We start from the raw sequence: 20,359 nt of genomic DNA, 5'->3' as shown, positions 1-20,359 counted from the left end.
CTCGGCCGCACTAGGCTCCCGTCGTGCCCACCGACGACTGCCTGCGCCCACCGGTCCTACGCCCCGGCGACCGGGTGATGCTGGTCTCGCCCTCCGGCCCCACCCGCCCGGAGCGGGTGGCCCGCGGCATCGAGCTGCTCACCGGCTGGGGGCTGCGCCCCGTGCCCGCGCCGCACGCGTACGCCCGGCAGGGCTACCTGGCCGGCGCCGACGAGCTGCGGGCCGCCGACCTGAACGCCGCCTTCGCCGACCCCGAGATCCGCGGGGTGATCTGCACCCGGGGCGGCTACGGCGCGCAGCGGGTGGTCGACCTGATCGACATGGCGGCGGTCCGCCGGGACCCGAAGGTGGTGGCGGGCTTCTCCGACATCACGGCGCTGCAGTTCGCGCTGTGGCGGGGCGCCCGGCTGGCCGGCGTGCACGGCCCCGGCGCGGCGTGGCGGGACGAGCGCACCCCGCTGCGCTCGGCGGAGTCGCTGCACACCGCGCTGATGACCACCGAACCGGTGACCATCGAGGCGGTGAAGGAGGAGGAGACGTACGCGGTCCGGGTGCCCGGGCGGGCCGAGGGGCGGCTGCTCGGCGGCAACCTGTGCCTGATCACGGCGTCGATCGGCACCCCGGACATGCCCGACCTGACCGGGGCCGTGCTGCTGGTCGAGGAGGTGGAGGAGCCGCCGTACAAGGTCGACCGGATGCTCACCCACCTGCGCCGCTGCGGCGCCCTGGACGGGATCGCCGGGGTGGCGGTGGGCCAGTTCACCGAGTGCGCCGACGGCTGGGACACCACGATCACGGACGTGCTCACCGAGCGCCTCGGCGACCTCGGCGTCCCCGTCCTCGGCGGCCTCCCCATCGGCCACGGCCCCGACCAGCTGACCGTCCCGGTGGGGACGCCCGCCGTCCTCGACGCCACCACCGGCACCCTCACGGTCACCCCCGCGGTCCGCTGAACCCCCGTCAGGGGGTGAGGTGGGCGACCGCGCCGGTTTCCAGAGCGACCCAGACGGTGCCGTCGGGGGTGACCGTCAGGCCGTGCGGTTCGGACTGCGGGGTGGGCAGGGCGTGACCGGTGATGCGGCCCGCCTCGTCGATGTGGCCGATGCGGTTGGCGCCCCACTCGGTGAACCAGCAGCCGCCGGCCGGGTCGGCGACGATGGCGTGCGGGCGGGCCGCCCGGTCCGGCAACGGGAACTCGTCGATCCGGCCGTCCGGGGTGATCCGGCCGAGCTGGCCGGCGGCGATCTCGACGAACCAGAGCGCCCCGTCGCCGCCGAGGGTGATGCCGACCGGTCCGGCGGCCTCCGTCGGCAGGGAATGCACGGTCACCCGGCCGTCCAGGGCGACCCGGGCGATCCCGTTCGCCTGGTTGAGGGTGAGCCAGAGAGCGCCGTCCGGCCCGGCCGCCAGCATCGAGGGGAAACCCTTGGCGACCGGCAGCGGAAACGTGGTGACCGCCCCGTCGACGGTGACCCGGCCGACGGTGTCGTCGCCCATCCCGGCGTACCAGAGGGCGTCGTCCGGGCCGGCGGCGAGGCCGCACGGCGCGGTCCCCGGCGGGAGCGCGACGGAGCTGGTCTCCCCGTCGACGGTGATCCGGCCCAGCCGGTCGTCCCCGGAGCGGGTGTACCAGAGCGCGCCGTCCGGGCCGGTGGTGATGATCAGCGGGCGGCTCTCCGCCGGGTCGGCCAGGTGGGTGCGCACCTCCGCGTCCGGCGCGACCCGGGCGACACCGCCCGTCCCGGCCAGCGTCAGCCAGAGCGCGCCGTCCGGGCCGGCGGTGATCCCGTACGGCCCCGAGCGCGGTTCCGGCAGCGTGATCTCACGGATGGAGGGGTTCGTCATGCGGCTTCGCCTTCCGTCGGTGACCGGCCCACCCTCCCGGCCCGCGCAGCCCGTCGCAACTGGTTTGTCCCGGTTCTCGGGCGCGATTGCCAGCGCGCTGACAGGTTCGCCACGGGTTGCCCCCAGCTACGCCGGTCACTGTCGGTGACGTCATCGCACCACCACCGAACAGGAGAACCGCATGATCCGCAGGATGTCGAGGAAGCACCTGCTGGCCGGCCTGGCCGCCGCCGGCGTGCTCGGCGTCGGGATCGCCGCCCCGACGGTGGCGCTCGCCGACCACAAGAGCCCGAGCCCGACACCGAGCGCCAGCACGAGCACCGACCAGGGCACCGACCGACAGCAGCAGCGGGCCGACCGGCAGGCCGAGTTCGCCGAGTCGCTCGCCAAGGAACTGGGTGTCCCGACCGACAAGGTCACCGCGGCGCTGGAGAAGCTGCGCGAGCAGCGCCAGGCCGACCGGCCCGAGCGGCCGTCGACCGGGGACCGGCAGGCCGCGCTGAAGGACCGCCTGGACCAGGCCGTCAAGGACGGCAAGCTCACCCAGGAGCAGGCCGACGCGGTGCTGAAGGCCGCCGAGGCCGGCGTCTTCCCGGGCCCGGGCGGTCACGGCCCCCGCGGCGGGGACGGCCGCTGGGGCAGGTGACCCGGGTGGCCCCGCCGCCTCCTCACCGGCCGCACCTCCCTCCCGGCCGGCACCGGCGGGGCCACCCGCCGAACCAGCGCTTCGGGTGCGTGTGTTGTCGTCACGGCGACGACACCCGCACCAGAATGCTCATCCGGCCACCGGCGGGGTGAAGACGCCGATGTGGTTGCCCGACGGGTCGAGCAGCTGGGCGTGGGTCAGGCCGCTGGGCGCGCTGCGCGGCGGCGCCAGCACCTTGCCGCCGGCCGCCTCGGCCCGCCGGCAGGTCTCCGCCACGTCGGCGACCTCGGCGTAGAAGATCGCGTAGTTCGGCGTGCTGCCGTCGGTGGCCCGGATCGCGCCACCGATGCCACGCTCCCCGCCGGCCGCCGTCTGCCGGTACGACGCGCCCGGGCCGCCCTGCTCCTCGAAGGCCCAGCCGAACAGGTCGGCGTAGAAGCGCTCGACCTCGGCGGGGCGGTCGGAGCCGATCTCGAACCAGGTCACGGGCGTGCTGGACATGCTTCCTCCTGAGGTTCGCGCCGGCCGGTCGGCCCGCGTCGTCAGGAGTCAGCCTCGGCGACCTCCGCGACACCGTCCTGTCGGTGTTTCCCCGGGAAGCCGAGAATTCAGACCAGGCTCAGTGGACGGACCCGCCCGGCGGGGATGTCCAGGTCGTCGGGGCGCAGCTCCCGGGTCACCGGCTCGGCAAGCGGGCGCACCGCCACGATCCGGTCGGTGCGGAAGCAGCGCAGCCCGTCGCGCAGCCGGCACCACCCCACCAGGTACCAGTGTGTCACGTTGCCCAGGTAGGCCAGCGGCTCCACGTCGCGGGCCGAGGTGGCGCCGGCCCGGTCCGCGTACCGAAGGCGGAGCACCCGCCGCGCGGCGACCGCGTCGGCGACGGCGGCCGGGACGGGCGTGGCCGGCCCGCCATCCATCAGGTGCACCCGGCCGGCGAGACGGTGCGCCTCGGCGGCGTCGGCGGGCGGCATCACGGCGACCAGCTTGCGCAGCGCCGCGCCGGCGGCCGGGGCGAACGGCGTGCCACCCAGCCGATGCAGCGCGACGGCCATGGCCACGGCCTCGCCCGGGGTCAGGTTGACCGGGGGGAGGGTGCGGGCCCGGTCCACCACGTAGCCACCGGTGCGGCCCGGCTCGGCCCAGATCGGCACCCCGGCGCCCTGCAACGCGGTGATGTCCCGCTCGATGGTGCGGGTGCTGACCTCGAAGCGCCCGGCCAGCCACCGGGCGCTGCGCGGCCGGGGCGAGACCGCCCGCAGCTCCTCCACCAGGGCGTAGAGACGGTCGGTGCGGTTCACGCCCGGAGGCTATGCCCCCGGTACGACACCGCTCAGGCGATGCAGGCGCAGACGATCAGCGCGGCGCCGAAGTGGGTGGCGGCGCTGACCCGGGCCGCCGGGTGCGGCTCGTCGGCGCAGATGATGTCGCCGAGCCGGCCGGGGGTGAGCAGGTCGAGCACGAGGAAGGCCAGCGCCATCACGAGCAGGCCGACCAGGCCGAAGACCACGGTGGAGGCCAGTCCCTTGCCGAAGGAGCTGTAGCTGGTGAGGATCGCGGTGAAGACGATGCCGGCGATGCCGAGCTGGTTGGCGGCGAGCAGCAGCGCCGCGTTTCCGTTGCGCCGCACCCAGATCAGCTCCCGCAGCCGGCCCGGGGTGAGCAGGTCGACCAGCAGGAAGCCGGCGGCCATCAGCGCCACCCCGACGACCCCGAACACGATGCTCTGCCACGCCCCGTTGAGCAGGTCTCCCAGCACCGAACGCCCTCCCCGGCTCCGCCCTCCCGGCGCGGCTGCCGGGCGGTGCCGCAGACGATAGCGGCACCGCACCACCGTGATCTAGAGCGACAGGTAGCGCTGCCGCTCGTAGGGGGTGACCTCGCGGCGGTACTGCTCCCACTCGGCCCGCTTGTTGCGCAGGAAGAAGTCGAACACGTGCTCGCCGAGCACCTCGGCGACCAGCTCGGAGCCGGCCATCACGTCGATCGCCTCGGCCAGGTTCTCCGGCAGCGCCGGGTAGCCCATGGCGCGGCGCTCGGCGGTGCTCAGCGACCAGACGTCGTCCTCGGCGCCCGGCGGCAGCTCGTAGCCCTCCTCGATGCCCTTGAGGCCGGCGCCGAGCATGACCGCGAAGGCCAGGTAGGGGTTGGTCGCCGAGTCCAGCGAGCGGACCTCGACCCGGGCCGAGTTCGGCTTGCCGTAGGCGGGCACGCGGACCAGCGCGGACCGGTTCAGGTGGCCCCAGCAGACGTACGCGGGGCTCTCCGTGATCCGGTCCGGCAGCGCCTGCGGGAAGAGCCGCTTGTAGGAGTTGACCCACTGGTTGGTGACGGCCGTGTACTCCCGGGCGTGGGTGAGCAGCCCGGCGATGAACGACTTGGCCACCTTGGAGAGCTTCATGGGGTCGCCGGCGTCGTGGAACGCGTTGCGCTCCCCCTCGAACAGCGACAGGTGGGTGTGCATGCCGTTGCCCGGCTGGTCGGTGAAGGGCTTCGGCATGAAGCTGGCCTGCACGCCGGTGGAGAGCGCGACCTCCTTCACCACGTGCCGGAAGGTCATGATGTTGTCGGCGGTGGTGAGCGCGTCGGCGTAGCGCAGGTCGATCTCCTGCTGGCCGGGGGCCACCTCGTGGTGGCTGAACTCCACCGAGATGCCGATCCGCTCCAGCGCCAGCACGGCCTGCCGGCGGAAGTCGCGGGCCACCGCGTGGGTGGTGTGCTCGAAGTAGCCGCCGGTGTCGACCGGGATCGGCACTGAGCCGTCCTGCGGCCCGTTCTCCAGCAGGAAGAACTCGATCTCGGGGTGGGTGTAGAAGGTGAAGCCCTTCTCGGCCGCCCGGGAGAGCGCCCGGCGCAGCACGTGCCGAGGGTCGGCCCAGGACGGGCTGCCGTCGGGGAGCAGGATGTCGCAGAACATCCGGGCGCTCTCGCCGCTGACCCCGCCCTCGAAGGGGAAGACCTGGAAGGTCGTCGGGTCGGGCATGGCGACCATGTCCGACTCGAAGACCCGGGCGAAGCCCTCGATGGCCGAGCCGTCGAAGCCGATGCCCTCCTCGAAGGCCGCCTCCAGCTCCGCGGGGGCCACCGACACGCTCTTGAGCGTGCCGAGCACGTCGGTGAACCACAGCCGGACGAACCGGATGTCCCGCTCTTCCAGCGTACGGAGGACGAACTCCTGCTGACGGTCCACTTCCACCCCTCGTGACACGTACGTCCGCACCGGTCGGGCCGGCCGCGCCTGACCGCCCAGTCTCCACCGGGCTCGTTACGCCGACGTTACGCCCCCGGCGTCTCCCGCGTCCGGTCGGATTCGGGCCCTCCGGCTGGGGCAAGATGAGGTCATGCCCACGCTGCGTCTCGCCCTGTGCCAGGTCGACCCGACGGTCGGCGACATCGCCGGCAACGCCGACCTGGTCCGCGGCTGGGCCCGCAGGGCCGCCGACGCCGGCGCCCAGCTCGCCCTCTTCCCGGAGCTGATGCTGACCGGCTATCCCGTGGAGGACCTGGTCTTCCGCCGGTCGTTCGTGGCCGCCTCGCGGGCCGCGCTGCACCGGCTCGCCGCCGACCTGGCCGCCGACGGCCTCGGTGACCTGCCGGTCCTGGTCGGCTACCTCGACGCGGACGGCCCGCCGCAGGTCAGCGCCGACGCCGAGCCGGGCAAGGGGGCCCGCAACGCGGCCGCGCTGCTGCACGGCGGGGCGGTGGCGGCAACCTATTTCAAGCACCACCTGCCGAACTACGGCGTGTTCGACGAGGACCGCTACTTCGTCCCCGGCGACGCGCTGACCGTGGTCCGGATCGGCGGGGTGGACGTGGCGCTGACCATTTGCGAGGACCTGTGGCAGGCCGGCGGGCCGTTCGCGGTGGCCCGGCAGGCGGGCGTGGGGCTGGTGCTCAACATCAACGGCTCGCCGTACGAGCTGAACAAGGACGACATCCGGCTGCCGCTGGTGCGCCGCCGGGCGGCCGAGGCGGCCGCCACGGTCGCGTACGTGAACATGGTCGGCGGCCAGGACGAGCTGGTCTACGACGGCGACTCGATGATCGTCGACGCGAACGGCACGCTGCTCGCCCGGGCGCCCCAGTTCGTCGAGCACCTGCTGGTGCACGACGTGGAGCTGCCGGCGGCCAAGGAGTCGGTCGGCGGCGAGGAGGTCGCCGACGACATGCGCATCGTCCGGGCCAAGGTCAGCGACATGCTCCCGCCGGCGCCCCTGGGCGAGGTCGCGGTCGGCGGGATCATCGCCCAGGTCGCCGACGAGGCGGAGGTCTGGCAGGCGCTGGTGCTGGGCCTGCGTGACTACGTCAACAAGAACCGGTTCCCGTCGGTGGTGCTCGGCCTGTCCGGCGGCATCGACTCGGCGGTGGTGGCGGCGCTCGCCGTCGACGCGCTCGGCGCGAAGCGGGTGGTCGGGGTGTCGCTGCCCAGCCAGCACTCCTCCGAGCACTCCCGCGCCGATGCCGAGGAGCTGGCCAAGCGCACCGGCCTCGACTTCCGGGTCGAGCCGATCCAGCCCATGGTGGACGCCTTCCTGGCCAACCTGTCGCTCTCCGGCGTGGCCGTGGAGAACCTCCAGGCCCGCGTCCGCGGCGTGATCCTCATGGCGCTGTCGAACCAGGAGGGCCACCTGGTCCTCACCACCGGCAACAAGAGCGAGCTGGCGGTGGGCTACTCCACCCTGTACGGCGACTCGGTGGGCGGCTACAACCCGGTCAAGGACGTCTGGAAGACGCTGATCTGGCGGCTGGCCAAGTGGCGCAACGCCGATGCCGAGCGGCGCGGCGAGACGCCGCCGATCCCGGCGAACTCGATCGGCAAGCCGCCGTCGGCGGAGCTGAGCCCGGGCCAGCTCGACAGCGACAGCCTGCCGGAGTACGACGTGCTCGACCCGATCCTGATCGGCTACGTCGACGGCGACCTGGGGCGGGAGGGACTCATCGCGTCCGGCCACGACCCGGCGGTCGTCGACCGGGTGCTGCGGATGGTGGATACCGCCGAGTACAAGCGCCGCCAGTCCGCCCCGGGCACCAAGATCTCCATGAAGGCGTTCGGCCGGGACCGGCGGCTGCCGGTCACCAACCGGTGGCGCGAGGACGGCTGACCCGAGCCGCGCCGGGAGTGAAATCCTCCACTCCGCCCTGCCCCCGGCCGGTGCCCCGGTGCGACGATCGCGGCGGAACCCGGGGACCGCGAACGCGGCCTCGAGGAAGGAGAGAGTCATGGTGGAGTCCACCCCGACCGAGGTGACCGCCCTCTACGGCGGGCCGGCCACCCGACGGGTCCGCACCCGCGACCTGATCGCCGCCAAGGAGCGCGGCGAGCGCTGGGCGATGCTCACCTCGTACGACCAGTACACCGCCTCGATCTTCGACCAGGCGGGGATCCCGGTGCTGCTGGTGGGCGACTCGGCGGCGAACAACGTCTTCGGCTACGAGACCACCCTGCCGGTGACCGCCGAGGAACTGCTCCCCCTGGTCCGCGCGGTGGTGCGGGCGACCCGGCAGTCGCTGATCGTCGGTGACCTGCCGTTCGGCTCCTACGAGGAGGGGCCGACGCAGGCGCTGCGGACCGCGGTGCGGTTCATGAAGGAGGGCGGCTGCCACGCGGTGAAGCTGGAGGGCGGCCGGCGCTGCGCCGCCCAGATCGAGGCGATCGTCGGCGCGGGCATCCCGGTGATGGCGCACATCGGCTTCACCCCGCAGAGCGAGCACACCCTGGGCGGCTACCGGGTGCAGGGCCGGGGCGACACCGCCGAGGAGGTCGTCGCCGACGCCCGTGCGGTGGCCGAGGCGGGCGCCTTCGCGGTGGTGCTGGAGATGGTCCCCGGCGAGGTGGCGAAGCGGATCACCGCCGAGCTGCGCATCCCGACGGTGGGCATCGGCGCCGGCCCGGACACCGACGGGCAGGTGCTGGTCTGGCAGGACATGGCCGGGCTGCGCACCGGCAAGGCCCCGCGCTTCGTGAAGCGCTACGCCGACCTGGCCGGCGCGCTGACCGACGCGACCCGCCGCTACGCCGAGGAGGTGCGCGGCGGCCAGTTCCCGGCCGCCGAGCACACCTTCTGACCCGCACGCCGGGCGGCGCGGCTCCCGGGCTGCGCCGCCCGGCCGGTCAGACCACGAAGAACTGGGTGCCGCACGGGTACGACGTCACAGGTCGGTGACGCGGATGCCGGCGTGCGCCTTGTAGCGCTTGTTGATCGCGATCAGGTTGGCGGTGAACGCCTCGATCTGGTGGGCGTTGCGCAGCCGGCCGGCGTAGATGCCCCGCATCCCGGGGATCCGGGCGGCGAGCGCGGCGACCACGCCGACCAGCTCCCGGTCCTCGGTGCAGATCAGCACGTCCAGGTCGATCCGGTCGACCTCGGGGTCGGCCAGCAGGGGCGCGCTGACGTGGTTGAACGCGGCGCAGACCCGGGAGTCGGGCAGCAGCCCGGCGGCCTGCTGCACGGCGCTGCCCTCGGCGACGGTCAGCGCGTACGGGCCCTGCTTGTCGAAGCCGAGCGGGTTGACGCAGTCGATGACGATCTTTCCGGCGAGTGGGCCGGCCAGCGCACCGACGATGGCGGCGTGGCCGTCCCACGGCACCGCGATGATGACCACGTCGCTGCGGCGGGCGACCTCGTCGTTGTCCGCGCCGGACACGGTGGCGCCGGCCGGCACGCCGGGCAGGGCGGCGATCTCGGCGGCGGCCTGGGCGGCCCGGTCGGCGGCGCGGGAGCCGATCAGCACGGTCTGCCCGGCCCGGGCGAACCGGTAGGCGAGGCCCCGCCCCTGGTCGCCGGTGCCACCGATGATGCCGACGGTCAGCCCGGAGACGTCGGGCAGGGTGGTCGCGTCGTAAGCCATACGGGTCATCCTCGCAAAGGTCACCGCGAGGCGGCGCGGCCGGGCGCTGTGAGAATCCCCGCGCTCCCGGCCTCACGCCTTCTCGAAGGCGACCTTGCGCTGGACCGGGTCGGCGGCGGTCAGGCGGACCCGGACGCGCTCGCCGAGCGGCAGGTCGCCGGTGCAGCGGGCGCGCACCGGCGGCTCGTCCAGGGCGACCGTGCCGCCGGGCTGCCGCCCCGGACGGCCGTTGCCCGCCGGGCGCGGCTCGTCGACGTCCACCACCGCCGCCTCGAAGGTCTCGCCCACCCGGTGCGCCAGCAGCACGGCTTCGGCCAGCTCGACCGCGCCCCGGGTGGCCGCGGACGCGGTCCGGTCGGTGGTCGCCATCACCTCGGGCAGCTTCGGCAGCGCGGCGCGGACGTGGTCGGGCACCTCGCGGCCCTCGTGCAGGGCCAGGCATGCCTCGGTGGCGTACCGGTCGGCGAGCCGGCGCAGCGGCGCCGTGACGTGGGCGTACACGGCGGCCACCCCGCCGTGTTCCGGCTGCTCGGGCAACTCGCCGTCGAACGCCGTGTACGCGGCGCCGCGCATCAGCTCGGCGGCCTGGTCGACGAAGGCCGCCGCCCGGGGTTGCGAGGCGTCCAGCCCGGCGAGCACCGCGCCGACCGTCGCGCCGGCCGGCCAGGGCACGCCGAGCGGCCCGGCGGCCAGCCGCAACCGGTCGACCGCCTCGGGCCGGGGCGGCGGCATCGTGCGGAGCAGGCCGATCCGGCCGGCCAGCATGATGTCGGCGGCGGCCATCCCGGTCAGCAGGGAGATCTGGGCGTTGTGTTCCTCCATGGGGCCCGGCCCGCGCAGCACCAGCCGCCAGCCGTCGCCGTCCGGCTCGACGTCCTGCTCGGGCAGCGGCAGGTTGATCGCTCCCCGGCGCAGCCCGCGGGCGGTGAGCAGGGCGCCGATCTCGGGCAGCAGGGCGATCGGCTCGGGCAGGCGGCCGGCGTCGGCGTCGCGCTGCACGCCCGAGTAGTCGAGCTTGGCCCGGCTGCGCACCCGGGCCCGTTCGAGGGTGACGGCGACCGTGCCGCCGTCGGCGTCCAGGTCGATGGTCCACAGCACCGCGGCCCGGTCGGCGTCGGGCAGCAGGCTGGCCGCCCCCTCGCTGAGCGTGTGCGGGTGCAGCGGCACGTTCCCGTCGGGCAGGTAGACGGTCTGGCCCCGGCGCCACGTCTCCGCCTCGAGCGCCCCGCCGGGTCGGACGTGGGTGAACACGTCGGCGATCGCGTACCGGATGCGGAAACCGCCACCGGGACGGCGGGCGAGGTGCATGGCCTGGTCGAGGTCGCGCGACGCCGCCGGATCGACGGTGACGAAGGGGACGTCGGTCCGGTCGGCGACGGCCGGCAGCGGCGCTGCGGCGGCCGCGTCGGCCTCGCGCTGCGCCGCGGCCGGGAAGTCTTCGGAAAGTCCCAGCTCGCGGCGCAGCGCGCCGAAGTCGATGCGGGGCGCCAGTACGCGTCGGATCACCACGGGGTCAATCCTGACAGCGCCCCGCGTGATCCGCTGACCGGCGCGCGCCGGTCAGCGGACGGCGAACCCCGTCAGGCGGTGGCCTTGCGCGCCGGCGCCTTGCGCGCGGTGGTCTTCCGGGCGGCCGTCGTCTTCTTGGCCGGGGCCTTCTTCGCCGCGGTGGTCTTCTTCGCGGTGGTGGCCTTCTTGGCGGGCGCCTTCTTCGCCGCCGTCTTGCGCGCCGCGGGACGCGTCGAGGCGGTGGTCTTCTTGGCGGGCGCCTTCTTGGCGGCGGTGGTCTTCTTCGCGGCCGTGGTCTTCTTGGCGGGGGCCTTCTTCGCCGCCGTGGTCCGCTTCGCCGCGGTCGCCGTGGTCCGCTTGGCCGCGGTCGCCGTCGTCCGCTTCGCCGCGGTCGTCGTCTTCCTCGCCGCGGTGGTCTTCTTCGCCGCCGTCGTCTTCTTCGCGGCCGCCTTCTGCGCCGTGGTGGTCTTCTTCGCGGTGGTCTTCTTGGCGGGGGCCTTCTTGGCGGTGGTCTTCGTGGCCGGCGCCTTCTTCGCAGGCGCCTTCCGTGCCGCCGACACGGCCTTCCTGGCGGTCGCCTTCTTCGCGGCGGCCTTCTTCGCCGGCACCCGACCGGCGCCGGCGCCGGAGGCGTTCGGGGACGCCTTGGTAGCCGTCGTCCTGCCCGCGGTGGTCCTCTTCGCGGTCGTCCGTTTCGCGGCCGGGCGGGTGGCCTGCTGTGCTTCGGCCATCTCGGTTCCCTTTCCTGGGGACGTGCTCTCGCCCTCGCGGAGCACGGATCACCTCGACGCGGGCCGTCCCGCGCCGTCTACCTGTCCTCCCCGGCCCAACGGGCGTCCTCGGCCTCCCACGCTTCGTTGCGCTCCCGCACCTGCTGCAGGGCGTTCTCCGCATCGGCGGCTGAGGCGTACGGTCCGAGAACGTGCTTCGCGGGACACACGTCGGCATCGGTCTCGACCCGGTGGTGGCGGGTGCACCAGTAGTAGTGCCCGCCACCACGTCCGTCGTCGCTCATGCGATCACTGTGCACCGCGAACCGCCCGGCCGCCACCGGAACGGCGTAAATAGTCGCCGATGTCCTCCACAGTAGACCTGGTCAGAGCGGTTCCGGGCCGGAACGGCGGAAGACGGGGCAGCCGGCTGCCGGGTCGAGGGCGCACAATCCCGGGGTGCGGTTCGGGGGACGACGGTCGGCACGCCGGCGGGGGCTGGTGGCCGCCACGGCGCTGGCGGTGCTCGTGGCGGTCGGTCTGACGCTGGGGGTTCCGCTGCTGCGGGACCGGTCCCAGCACCGGCTGGAACGCCGGGCCGACCGGGAGGTGACGGCCACCGCCCAGCGCACCCGGACCCTCCTGCTGGCCGAGCCGGCGGCGCGGGAGGCCGACCTGCGGCTTGCCGCCGACACCGTGGACGGCGTCGACGTCCTCTCGGCGGCGGCGGGTGTCGCCGAGGTCCGGCTGGTCTTCCGGGTACGCGTGGCGAAGACCGCCGCGTCGGTGTTCGGCTGGCAGCGGGCCGAGGCGGCCGGCTGTTTCGCCCAGTCGGTGCGCCCGGGGGCCACCCCCGCGCCGCTGGAGCGGCTGCCCTGCCCCCGCTGACCGGCGCCTCCCCCGAACAGCCGGTACCCGCGGCGGCCCGTTCCCGACAGGATCACCGCTCATGATCACCACGTTGGCGGGCACGGAAACGTGTCCGAAGTGCGGGGCTGCGACGGTCTCGATCCGCGAGGCGCTGCCCTGGTGCGCCGGTTGCGAGTGGAACCTCGACGGATACGACCGGGCCCGCCAGGCACCCGAGCTGGGCTGGTCCTGGATCGACCGACGGACCCACCGGCTGGCCGCCCGGCTGACCCGCCAGCAGTACGCGGCCCTGGTCGGCCGGCCCCTGGAGTCGGCCGGGTGGAGCCTGGCCGGCGCGCTGACCGTCGGCATCTCCGTACTGCTCCTGGCCGGGGTGCTGGCCCTCGCGGTGACCGGGGTGTGGCTGCTGTTCGCGTACCCGTTCCCGAACTTCGCGGTCGTCCTGGGGCTGGCTTTCATCGGGCTGGCGCTGGCGCTGCGCCCCCGCTTCGGCCGCGTCCCGCCGGACGTGGACGTGCTCACCCGCGCCGAGGCGCCCGAGCTGCATGCCCTGGTCGAGGAGGTGGCGACCCGGATCGGCGCGCCGGTGCCGCAGGTGCTGGGGGTCGACAACGACCTCAACGCGTACGCGACCGCGGTGGGCCTGCGCCGGCGGCGGCTGCTCTGCCTCGGACTGCCGCTGTGGGGCGCACTCGACGGGCCGGCGCGCGTGGCGTTGCTCGGTCACGAGCTGGGCCACTTCGTCAACGGCGACGTACGGCGTGGTCCGCTCACCCAGCCGGCCCTGACGATGCTCGGCAGCGCCGCCGACCTGTTCCGGCCGGCGCCCGGCACGCACGACGCGGGCTTCATCGTGCTGATCGGCGAGTGGCTGGGCCGGATGGTGTCCTGGGCGCTGTCCCGGCTGCTCTTCGTCGGCCACCTGGCGCTGGCCGCCACCGCGCTGCGCGGGAGCCAGCGGGCGGAGTACCTGGCCGACGAGATGGCCGCCCGGGCGGCGGGCACGGCGGGCGCCACCCGCCTGCTCGACGTGCTGCTCAGCACCGAGTCGGTGGCGCTGGTGGTGCGGCAGGCGGCCCGGGGCGGGCGCGGGCCGGCGGCCTGGCGGGCCGGGACGGCCCGCTCGCTGGCCGCGGCGGTCGACCGGCTGCCGCTGGTGCGCCAACTCTCCGTCCGGGAGGAGATGTCGCTGTTCGCCACCCATCCCCCGGCCGGCCTGCGCCACCGGATGCTCGCGGCGCGGTCCTGGCAGGACCCCGCCGTGGTGCTCACCGAGGCCCGGGCCGAGCGGATCGACGCGGAGCTGGTCCGGCACTACGAGCGAGCCGGCCGGATCGCGGCCTGGGAGAGCTGACCCGACCGGGTCGGCCCGTCGTGCGGCGGGCCGGCCGCCGGCGTCAGGCGGATGTCGGGACGGGCTCCGGCACGGGTTCGACGGCCGGCGCCGGCCGGGCGGCGGCGACGGTGTAGGCCACCGCGTACGGGGTGCAGGCCAGGTAGAAGACGGGCTCGACGAGCACCTGGTCGGTGATGAGGAACCGTTCCCAGGCGGTAGGGCGGGGCAGCCCGAACGACGAGTCGGTCCAGCAGGTGAGCAGCCACAGCGGGGCGGAGACACGGTCCACCGTGTCCGCGGGCAGACCGTCGGCGACCGGCCCCACGGGGGTCGCCGGGATGGCGGAGACCACCGCCAGGACGACCGCCGCGTCGGCCGCGACCAGTGCGCCGAGCACCCCGACGAACCAGGCCAGCCGGGTCCGTCCCCGGCGCGCCAGGACCCCCGCGCCCCAGAGGACCGGCACCAGCACGGCGAGCCAGAGCAGGAGCCCGGGTACGGTCCCCGGCAGGCCCGACTCGCCCCGGCCGGCCAACGCGGCGAGGACCACCGTCACGGTCAGCCCGATCGGCAGCACGACGCCGAGCGCGGTGGCCAGCTGTCCGGTGCGTACGGTCCGCCGCGCGGCCCGGGTTACGGCGAGGGCGAGCAGCGCGCCCGCCCCGGCGGTGAGGCCGGACCAGAGCGGCAGCTGCACGGCGCTCGCCCAGGCGACCCGGACGTCGAGCACGGCGTACGCCAGGTTCATCACCACGGCGGCGAGCAGCACGACCGTGACGCACGCCGGCGGGGCGAGCAGCAGCACCCCGGCGGTGCGCCGCAGCCGCCGGTGCAGCACGGCCCGGTCGACCACCGGCGCATCGGCCCGGCTGGCGGCGAGGCTGGCCGCGAAGCGGAGCATCCGCCACCGTTGCCCGTGGCCGGCCAGGACGTGCAGCTCCGCGTCCCACTCGCGGATCAGCGCGGTGCGCAGCTCCGCCGGCCAGCGCCGCGCGGCCCGCCGGAGCAGGAGAACGGCCAGCCGCCGCGTCACCACGCCGGGGCTCCCGTCGGCTCGGCGCCGCCCCGGGACGCCCGGCCCGGCGGGGCGAGGGCGCGCAGCTCGGCCAGCGCCAGCCGGGCGGCACGCACCCCCTCGCCGGTGAGCCGGTAGTAGCGGCGGGCGGGCCGGCCGGCAGCGACCGGATCGACGTCCTCCCAGTCGGCGGCGAGCCAGCCGGCCGCCTGGAGCCGGTGCAGGACCGGGTAGAGGGTGCCGCTGGGCAGGCCGGTGAGCTTCATGAGGTCGAGCCCGTAGCGCGGGGCCTCGGGGTCGGCGAGGAGCGCGGAGAGCACCTTCGCCACCGGGATCGTCAACCGCATGACGGGACTATATCGCTACTCTACATAGAGTGGGGTGCGCGGTCACTCGACGACCCGCTGGAGGAAGGCGGCCAGGTTGGCGGCGGTCCGGTCGATCTTCTCGGCGAGCGTGATGGACTCGTCGAGGCGGCGGCCGGCGTTCTTCTTCCCGCGCAGGTAGAGCGAGCAGGCGAGGTCGGCGCAGAGGTAGCTGCCGACCGAGTTGCCGGCCCGCCCGTCCGGCCCGGCCTTGCGGGCGGTCATCAGCGAGACACCGTCCCCGGTGTGCGTGGTCAGGCAGAGCGAGCACATGCTGCGCCGGGCCCGCCCGGCGTGCGACGCCACCCGCAGGGCCACCCCGAGCAGCCCGGCGCCGGACTCGGCGACCAGGTAGGCCCGCTCGGCCGCGCCGGGGTCCCGCCAGCCGAGGAAGTCGAGGTCGGCCCACGGCCGCTCGGCCAGATCCCGGGGCAGGGCCAGGCGCTTCGCCTCGCCCTTGGTGCAATTGACGAAGGAAGCCCGGATGGCGGGCTCGGACAGGGGTGTCATAGGCGCTAGCCTAGACCTCCTAGGTTAAAGGCTAGAAGATTTAGACGTGGGGTGGGACACATGGCCCGTACGGGGTTGACGGTCGAGCGCCTGACCCTGGCGGCGGCGGACATGGCCGACGAGGTCGGCTTCGAGAACGTCACCGTCTCGGCGCTGGCCCGCCGGTTCGGGGTGAAGGACGCGAGCTTGTACTTCCACCTCAGGAACGCCCAGGAGCTGCGCGTCCGGGTGGCGATGCTGGCCCTGGCGGAGATGGCCGACCGCGCCGCCGAGGCACTCGCCGGCCGGGCGGGAAAGGACGCGCTGGTCGCCTTCGCCGACGCCTACCGCGGCTACGCCCTCCAGCACCCTGGCCGGTACGCCGCGGCACAGCTGCAACTCGACCGGGAGACGGCCGAGGCGAGCGCGGCACGGCGGCACGCCGACATGACCCGGGCGATCCTGCGCGGTTACCAGCTGGCCGAGCCCGACCAGACCGACGCGGTGCGCCTGCTGCACAGCACCTTCCACGGCTACGTGTCGCTGGAGCGGGCCGGCGGCTTCCGCCACACGCCGCGTACGACCGACGCCAGCTGGTCCCGCACGCTCGACGCGCTCGACGCCCTGCTGCGGAACTGGCCGGCGGGCTGACGCGGGGCTACCGGGGCAGCCGGCGGACGGCCAGCAGCGCGATGTCGTCGGTGGGGTGCTCGGTGTCCAGCGCGTCCATGACCGTGGCGGCCACCGTGTCGACGGGAGCCAGCGGGACGGCCGCGGTCAGCCGGGCCACGCCGGCGTCGAACAGCTCCCCGCGACGCTCGACCAGCCCGTCGGTGTAGGCGACCAGGACCGAGCCGGGCAGGAATTCGGCCGTCATGGCGCGGCGCGCCCGGATCCGGCCCGCGCCGAGCGGCGGATCGATGGGCGCGTCGAGCACGATGTTCGGGTGGCCGGGCGCGGCCAGCACCGGGCGCGGGTGGCCGGCCACCGAGATGCGCAGGGTCTCCCGGTCGGGAGAGATCATCACGTACAGCGCCGTGGTCAGGCTGCCGGCCTCGAAGTGGACCACCTTCCGGTCGAGCAGGGTGAGCACCTCCGCCGGGTCGTCGGAGACCAGCGCGTAGGCGCGCAGCGCGCTGCGGACCCGGCCCATCACCACGGCCGACTGGAGCCCGTGCCCGGAGACGTCGCCGACGACCACGCCCAGCCAGCCGGACGGCAGGGGGAAGACGTCGTACCAGTCGCCGCCGACGCCGGAGGCGTGACCCGGGACGTACCGGCCGGCCAGTTCCAGGTCGGGCAGGCGGGGCAGCTCGGCGGGGATCAGGCTCCGTTGCAGGGCCAGGGCCGCGGTCTGGTCCAGGGTGTTCGCCCGGGCGCTGCTGGCCAGGCTGACCCGGTCGGCGACCAGTTCGAGCAGGCGGACGTCGTCGAGGTTGAACTCTCGGGGGGACAGGGTGCCCACGTGCAGCACACCGACGAGGTTGCCCCGGGCCATGATCGGCACGCCCAGGAGGGACCGCACCCCGGTCTGGAGGAGCACCGGGTTGACGACGTTGTCGCCGGTCACGGTCTGGATGATCACCGGCTGGCGGGTGAGCGCGACCTGGCCCGCGAACCCGCGGCCGACGGAGACCCGGAAACCCTGCCGGACCTCCTCCTCCAGCCCCCGGGCGGCGGTGGCCACCAACTGTTGGGCACGGACGTCGAGCAGGAGGATCGCGGCCGTGTCGACCCGCAGCAGGTCACGCACCCGGTCGAGCAGTTCGTCGAAGAGGTCGGCGACATCGAGTCGGGACAGCGTCGCGTCGGTCACCGCCTCGATACGGCGCAACCACTGCTCGTCCCCCAGGACCTCCGCCTGAACCACCCCACGATCCTAGTTGTGCCCCGGCAAGTTCCGCTTCCGGCGACCCGTGAGACGGCCGTCCCAGGAGGTGGTCGAACCGGACATCCGGCGCAGCAGTCGACGAACGGGGCGACGGTACGCCCGGATTCCCGTGTGATTCGCTCCTGCGGAATCACCGCCGGCATGCCTGCGGCGCGCCAGCCACCTTCAGATCGTGCGCCGGAGCGCGGTCTCCACGGCGTCGATCAGCGGATCACCCTCGTTCCGCGGGTGCCGTGCCAGGCCGAACTCGATGTCGGGCAGGGTGGGCAGGGCGGCCGCGTCGTGGCAGGCCATGGCCGGATCGAGGTTCGCGGGCATGAGCGCCGCGACGCCGATCCCGGCCCGTACCGCGGCGAGCACACCGAGGAGGCTGTTGCTCTCGAACGCCACCCGCCACCGCCGATCGGTACGCTCCAGCGTCTCCAGCACCGACGTACGCCAGGAGCACGGGTTCGAGAACAGCACCACCGGCAGGGGGTCGGCAGCCACGTCCACTCCCGGGCCGATCGCCCAGACCAGCGGGCGGCGCACCGTCCAGCGGGGCGGCCCGGGAAGGTCCGGCAGCGCGTCGAGCACGAGCTGGACGCGGCCCGCGTCGTAGGCCTCCCGCATCGCGGCGCTGGAAATGCTGAGCACCTCCAGCGTCGCGCCGGGGTGCAGCCGGGCGAGGTCGGCGAGGGCCTGCGGAAGCTGGGACGCGGCGAGGTCTTCGAGCAACCCGACGACGCAGTGGCCGGTGAGCGCGCGTCCGGTTTCGGTGAGTGCCTGCGCGGAGAGCGAGAGGATGCGTTCGGCGTACGGCAGCAGCTCCTCACCCGCCCGGGTGGGCGATACACCGGACGGCGACCGGTTGAGCAGCGGGCGGCCGACGACCCTCTCGAGCTTGCGCAACTGCTGGCTGAGCGCGGGCTGGGTGTGTCCGAGCGCGGTCGCGGCGCGGCTGATGCTGCCCGCCCGCACGGCGGTCACGAACGACCGCAGCAATGTGGTCTCAAGGTCCCTGGCCATAACCATTCATTATGGCGGTGCCAGCAAACTAGCCACTTCCTATGACCTGCCCGCGGATCTAGCGTCGGCAGGTGACCGGATACCGACGGGTGCTCGCCGTGCCGGGGATGGCGTCGCTGCTGGGCGTTTCGCTGCTCGCCCGCGTCGCGATCACCGCCGACGTGATGGCGCTGACCATGTACGTCGTGCTGGGCCTCGACCTGAGCTACGCGGCCGCGGGTGGCGTCGCGGCGGCCCTGACCGCCGGGGTGGCGCTGGGCGGGCCGCTGCTCGGCCGCATGATCGATCGGCGAGGCCCGCGTCTCGTGCTGGTGACCACTGTCGTACTGCAGGTCGTGTTCTGGCTGAGCGTGCCGCTCCTGCCGTACGGGATCCTGGTGGGCGCCGCCTTCGCCGCGGGCCTGCTGATGGTGCCGGCCCAGCTCGTGACCAGGCAGGCGATCACCGCGATGACGGCGCCGGGACTGCGGCGGGCGGCGTTCGCGCTGGAATCGGTGCAGGGCGAACTGTCGTACGTGGTGGGCCCGCCCATCGTGATCTTCTTCGCGGCGAAGGTCTCCCCGGGCGTGGTCGCCTGGGGCGTCGGTGCCGCCATCGCGGCGGGTGGAGCGGGGATCGCCCTGCTCAACCCGCCACTGCGTGCCGACGACGAGGCGGACGCCGACACGGGCGCCCGCCCCCGTCGCCGGGAGTGGCTGGGCCCGCACATGATCGCCGCGCTGGTGATGGCGTTCGGCGCCACGACGGTGCTCAGCGGCACCGACCTGGCCATCGTCGCCACCCTCGAAGAAGCCGGCCAGGTGCCGTGGGCCGCCGTGGTCGTGGCAACCTACGGCGTGGCCTCCATCGTCGGCGGGCTGGTGTACGGGGTGCTCCCCCGGCCACTGCCCACGTGGCTGGTGCTCGGTCTGCTCGGGCTGGCGACCATTCCCGCCGGGCTGGCCCACGACTGGCCGTGGCTGTGCGTGGCCGGTGCCGGGGCAGGGCTGCTCACCGCGCCGACTCTTTCCGCGGTGGCCCACGCGGTGAGCCGGCTGGCGCCGCCCAGCGTGCGGGGCGAGGCGACCGGTCTGCAATCCTCGGCGCTGAGCGCGGGTTTCGCGCTCGGATCCCCGATCGTCGGGGTGGCGATCACCGCCTCCGTACCAGGGGGCGGTTTCGCGGCGGCCGGGCTGGCCGGCCTCGCCGCCGCGCTGACCGGATGGCTGCTGTCCCGCCGCTCGCCCGCCCGACCCCCGGCCCGCGCGCCGCAGCGACTACCGGCCGCCAGCTAGGACGACGGCCGCCACTCCCGCCTGAGCAGCCCGTAGACCCACGAGTCAGAGACCTCGCCGTTCACGACGCAGTCTTCCCGCAACGTCCCTTCCCGCACGAACCCGAGCTTCTCCAGCACACGGGCGGATGCCACGTTGCGGGTATCGGTCTCCGCCTGGACGCGATTCAGGTCCAGCGTGTCGAATGCCCATCGCAGCACGGCGCGCGCGGCCTCCGTCGCATATCCATGGCCCCACGCCGCATCGTCGAAGCAGTAGCCCAGCGATGCGCTGCGGTAGTCCGGATTCCACCGGTTCAGGCTGCACCAGCCGATGAACGCCCCGTCGGAGTCACGATCCACGGCCAGCCGCGCCCCGGTGCCCCCCTCTGCCATCTGCCGGCAAGCCGTGATGAAGCGTTCAGAGCGCGCGCGATCGCTCCACGGCGGCGCGTCCCAGTAACGCAGCACGTACGCGTTGCTGTGCAGCGCGAACAGGTCGCCCGCATCCGCGTCGTCGAAGGGACGCAGTCTCAGGCGAGGGGTGCGCAGCGTGGGCGTGCGCAGCGACATG

The 20,359-nt window shown here is 74.2% G+C and carries 23 protein-coding genes; 8 read left to right on the top strand and 15 right to left on the bottom strand.

The features are described 5' to 3' along the window. Positions 1 to 23: 23 nt before the first annotated feature. Positions 24 to 953 carry an LD-carboxypeptidase gene (locus ABZS80_RS21470; RefSeq protein ID WP_355058313.1) on the top strand — a complete coding sequence of 310 codons (930 nt, stop codon included), beginning with the start codon at positions 24 to 26 and terminating at the stop codon, positions 951 to 953. 7 nt (positions 954 to 960) lie between these two features. Here the strand turns inward: ABZS80_RS21470 and ABZS80_RS21465 are convergent, their stop codons facing one another. Then, on the bottom strand, positions 961 to 1,845 hold the full coding sequence (locus ABZS80_RS21465; RefSeq protein ID WP_355058311.1) for a virginiamycin B lyase: 885 nt from the start codon (positions 1,843 to 1,845) through the stop codon (positions 961 to 963). Positions 1,846 to 2,026: 181 nt separating this feature from the next. On the opposite strand from ABZS80_RS21465, the gene ABZS80_RS21460 reads away from it, so the two are divergent. After that, the gene (locus ABZS80_RS21460; RefSeq protein WP_355058309.1) at positions 2,027 to 2,491 is read left to right on the top strand and encodes a hypothetical protein; all 465 of its coding nucleotides are present in this window, start codon (positions 2,027 to 2,029) and stop codon (positions 2,489 to 2,491) included. A gap of 129 nt (positions 2,492 to 2,620) precedes the next feature. Here the strand turns inward: ABZS80_RS21460 and ABZS80_RS21455 are convergent, their stop codons facing one another. The 4 genes from ABZS80_RS21455 to glnA all read right to left on the bottom strand — a co-directional run bounded on the left by ABZS80_RS21455 (position 2,621) and on the right by glnA (position 5,681). Further along, positions 2,621 to 2,992 (bottom strand): VOC family protein, encoded by a 372-nt coding sequence (locus tag ABZS80_RS21455; protein WP_151463519.1) that lies wholly within the window; start codon positions 2,990 to 2,992, stop codon positions 2,621 to 2,623. Between the two features lie 107 nt (positions 2,993 to 3,099). Next, the gene (locus tag ABZS80_RS21450; RefSeq protein WP_355058306.1) at positions 3,100 to 3,792 is read right to left on the bottom strand and encodes a YafY family protein; all 693 of its coding nucleotides are present in this window, start codon (positions 3,790 to 3,792) and stop codon (positions 3,100 to 3,102) included. Positions 3,793 to 3,824: 32 nt separating this feature from the next. After that, positions 3,825 to 4,250 carry a DUF350 domain-containing protein gene (locus ABZS80_RS21445; protein WP_355058304.1) on the bottom strand — a complete coding sequence of 142 codons (426 nt, stop codon included), beginning with the start codon at positions 4,248 to 4,250 and terminating at the stop codon, positions 3,825 to 3,827. Positions 4,251 to 4,331: 81 nt separating this feature from the next. After that, complete coding sequence (glnA, locus tag ABZS80_RS21440; RefSeq protein WP_151463522.1) at positions 4,332 to 5,681, bottom strand: type I glutamate--ammonia ligase; 1,350 nt, start codon at positions 5,679 to 5,681, stop codon at positions 4,332 to 4,334. 151 nt (positions 5,682 to 5,832) lie between these two features. On the opposite strand from glnA, the gene ABZS80_RS21435 reads away from it, so the two are divergent. Next, on the top strand, positions 5,833 to 7,593 hold the full coding sequence (locus ABZS80_RS21435) for an NAD+ synthase (protein ID WP_355058302.1): 1,761 nt from the start codon (positions 5,833 to 5,835) through the stop codon (positions 7,591 to 7,593). A 118-nt stretch (positions 7,594 to 7,711) separates the two neighbouring features. After that, positions 7,712 to 8,557, top strand: coding sequence for a 3-methyl-2-oxobutanoate hydroxymethyltransferase (gene panB, locus ABZS80_RS21430; RefSeq protein WP_151463524.1), 846 nt, complete (start codon positions 7,712 to 7,714; stop codon positions 8,555 to 8,557). An 84-nt stretch (positions 8,558 to 8,641) separates the two neighbouring features. Here the strand turns inward: panB and npdG are convergent, their stop codons facing one another. From npdG to ABZS80_RS21410, 4 genes are all read right to left on the bottom strand, one after another. Next, positions 8,642 to 9,340, bottom strand: a complete 699-nt coding sequence (npdG, locus tag ABZS80_RS21425; RefSeq protein WP_151463525.1) for an NADPH-dependent F420 reductase — start codon at positions 9,338 to 9,340, stop codon at positions 8,642 to 8,644. Positions 9,341 to 9,412: 72 nt separating this feature from the next. Beyond that, positions 9,413 to 10,849, bottom strand: a complete 1,437-nt coding sequence (locus ABZS80_RS21420; RefSeq protein WP_355058299.1) for an RNB domain-containing ribonuclease — start codon at positions 10,847 to 10,849, stop codon at positions 9,413 to 9,415. 71 nt (positions 10,850 to 10,920) lie between these two features. Next, positions 10,921 to 11,580 (bottom strand): histone, encoded by a 660-nt coding sequence (locus ABZS80_RS21415; RefSeq protein ID WP_355058297.1) that lies wholly within the window; start codon positions 11,578 to 11,580, stop codon positions 10,921 to 10,923. 77 nt (positions 11,581 to 11,657) lie between these two features. Next, a complete protein-coding gene (locus tag ABZS80_RS21410) occupies positions 11,658 to 11,864 on the bottom strand; it encodes a hypothetical protein (RefSeq protein ID WP_355058295.1) in 207 nt (68 codons plus the stop codon). Between the two features lie 154 nt (positions 11,865 to 12,018). Here ABZS80_RS21410 and ABZS80_RS21405 point away from each other — a divergent pair, with 154 nt between their 5' ends. Further along, complete coding sequence (locus ABZS80_RS21405) at positions 12,019 to 12,447, top strand: hypothetical protein (protein WP_151463529.1); 429 nt, start codon at positions 12,019 to 12,021, stop codon at positions 12,445 to 12,447. A 61-nt stretch (positions 12,448 to 12,508) separates the two neighbouring features. Beyond that, complete coding sequence (locus ABZS80_RS21400; protein ID WP_355058292.1) at positions 12,509 to 13,783, top strand: M48 family metalloprotease; 1,275 nt, start codon at positions 12,509 to 12,511, stop codon at positions 13,781 to 13,783. Positions 13,784 to 13,826: 43 nt separating this feature from the next. On the opposite strand, the gene ABZS80_RS21395 is transcribed toward ABZS80_RS21400, so the two are convergent. The 3 genes from ABZS80_RS21395 to ABZS80_RS21385 are packed head-to-tail and all read right to left on the bottom strand — an operon-like array spanning position 13,827 to position 15,655. Further along, positions 13,827 to 14,801 (bottom strand): hypothetical protein, encoded by a 975-nt coding sequence (locus ABZS80_RS21395; RefSeq protein WP_355058291.1) that lies wholly within the window; start codon positions 14,799 to 14,801, stop codon positions 13,827 to 13,829. Further along, entirely contained in the window at positions 14,795 to 15,127 is a 333-nt protein-coding gene (locus ABZS80_RS21390; RefSeq protein WP_151463531.1) for a PadR family transcriptional regulator, read from the bottom strand. Before ABZS80_RS21390 ends, ABZS80_RS21395 begins: the two co-directional genes overlap by 7 nt. 42 nt (positions 15,128 to 15,169) lie before the next feature. Further along, on the bottom strand, positions 15,170 to 15,655 hold the full coding sequence (locus tag ABZS80_RS21385) for an FBP domain-containing protein (RefSeq protein WP_355058289.1): 486 nt from the start codon (positions 15,653 to 15,655) through the stop codon (positions 15,170 to 15,172). Positions 15,656 to 15,715: 60 nt separating this feature from the next. Here ABZS80_RS21385 and ABZS80_RS21380 point away from each other — a divergent pair, with 60 nt between their 5' ends. Further along, positions 15,716 to 16,285: a WHG domain-containing protein gene (locus tag ABZS80_RS21380; protein ID WP_355058287.1), complete on the top strand. Its 570-nt coding sequence runs from the start codon at positions 15,716 to 15,718 to the stop codon at positions 16,283 to 16,285. Positions 16,286 to 16,292: 7 nt separating this feature from the next. On the opposite strand, the gene ABZS80_RS21375 is transcribed toward ABZS80_RS21380, so the two are convergent. Continuing rightward, positions 16,293 to 17,504 (bottom strand): GAF domain-containing SpoIIE family protein phosphatase, encoded by a 1,212-nt coding sequence (locus ABZS80_RS21375; RefSeq protein WP_355058285.1) that lies wholly within the window; start codon positions 17,502 to 17,504, stop codon positions 16,293 to 16,295. Between the two features lie 186 nt (positions 17,505 to 17,690). Beyond that, positions 17,691 to 18,533 carry a LysR family transcriptional regulator gene (locus ABZS80_RS21370; RefSeq protein ID WP_355058282.1) on the bottom strand — a complete coding sequence of 281 codons (843 nt, stop codon included), beginning with the start codon at positions 18,531 to 18,533 and terminating at the stop codon, positions 17,691 to 17,693. A 71-nt stretch (positions 18,534 to 18,604) separates the two neighbouring features. Between ABZS80_RS21370 and ABZS80_RS21365 the strand changes: the two genes are divergently transcribed. Next, positions 18,605 to 19,807, top strand: a complete 1,203-nt coding sequence (locus ABZS80_RS21365) for an MFS transporter (RefSeq protein ID WP_355058280.1) — start codon at positions 18,605 to 18,607, stop codon at positions 19,805 to 19,807. On the opposite strand, the gene ABZS80_RS21360 is transcribed toward ABZS80_RS21365, so the two are convergent. Next, positions 19,804 to 20,358, bottom strand: coding sequence for a GNAT family N-acetyltransferase (locus ABZS80_RS21360; RefSeq protein ID WP_355058278.1), 555 nt, complete (start codon positions 20,356 to 20,358; stop codon positions 19,804 to 19,806). The genes ABZS80_RS21365 and ABZS80_RS21360 overlap by 4 nt on opposite strands. Position 20,359 lies beyond the last annotated feature (1 nt).

It is taken from the genome of Micromonospora sp. NPDC005305 (assembly GCF_040607315.1).
Classification (GTDB): domain Bacteria; phylum Actinomycetota; class Actinomycetes; order Mycobacteriales; family Micromonosporaceae; genus Micromonospora.
The sequence above is the reverse complement of the archived record's forward strand: the minus strand, read 5'-3'. Positions and strand labels throughout refer to the sequence as shown.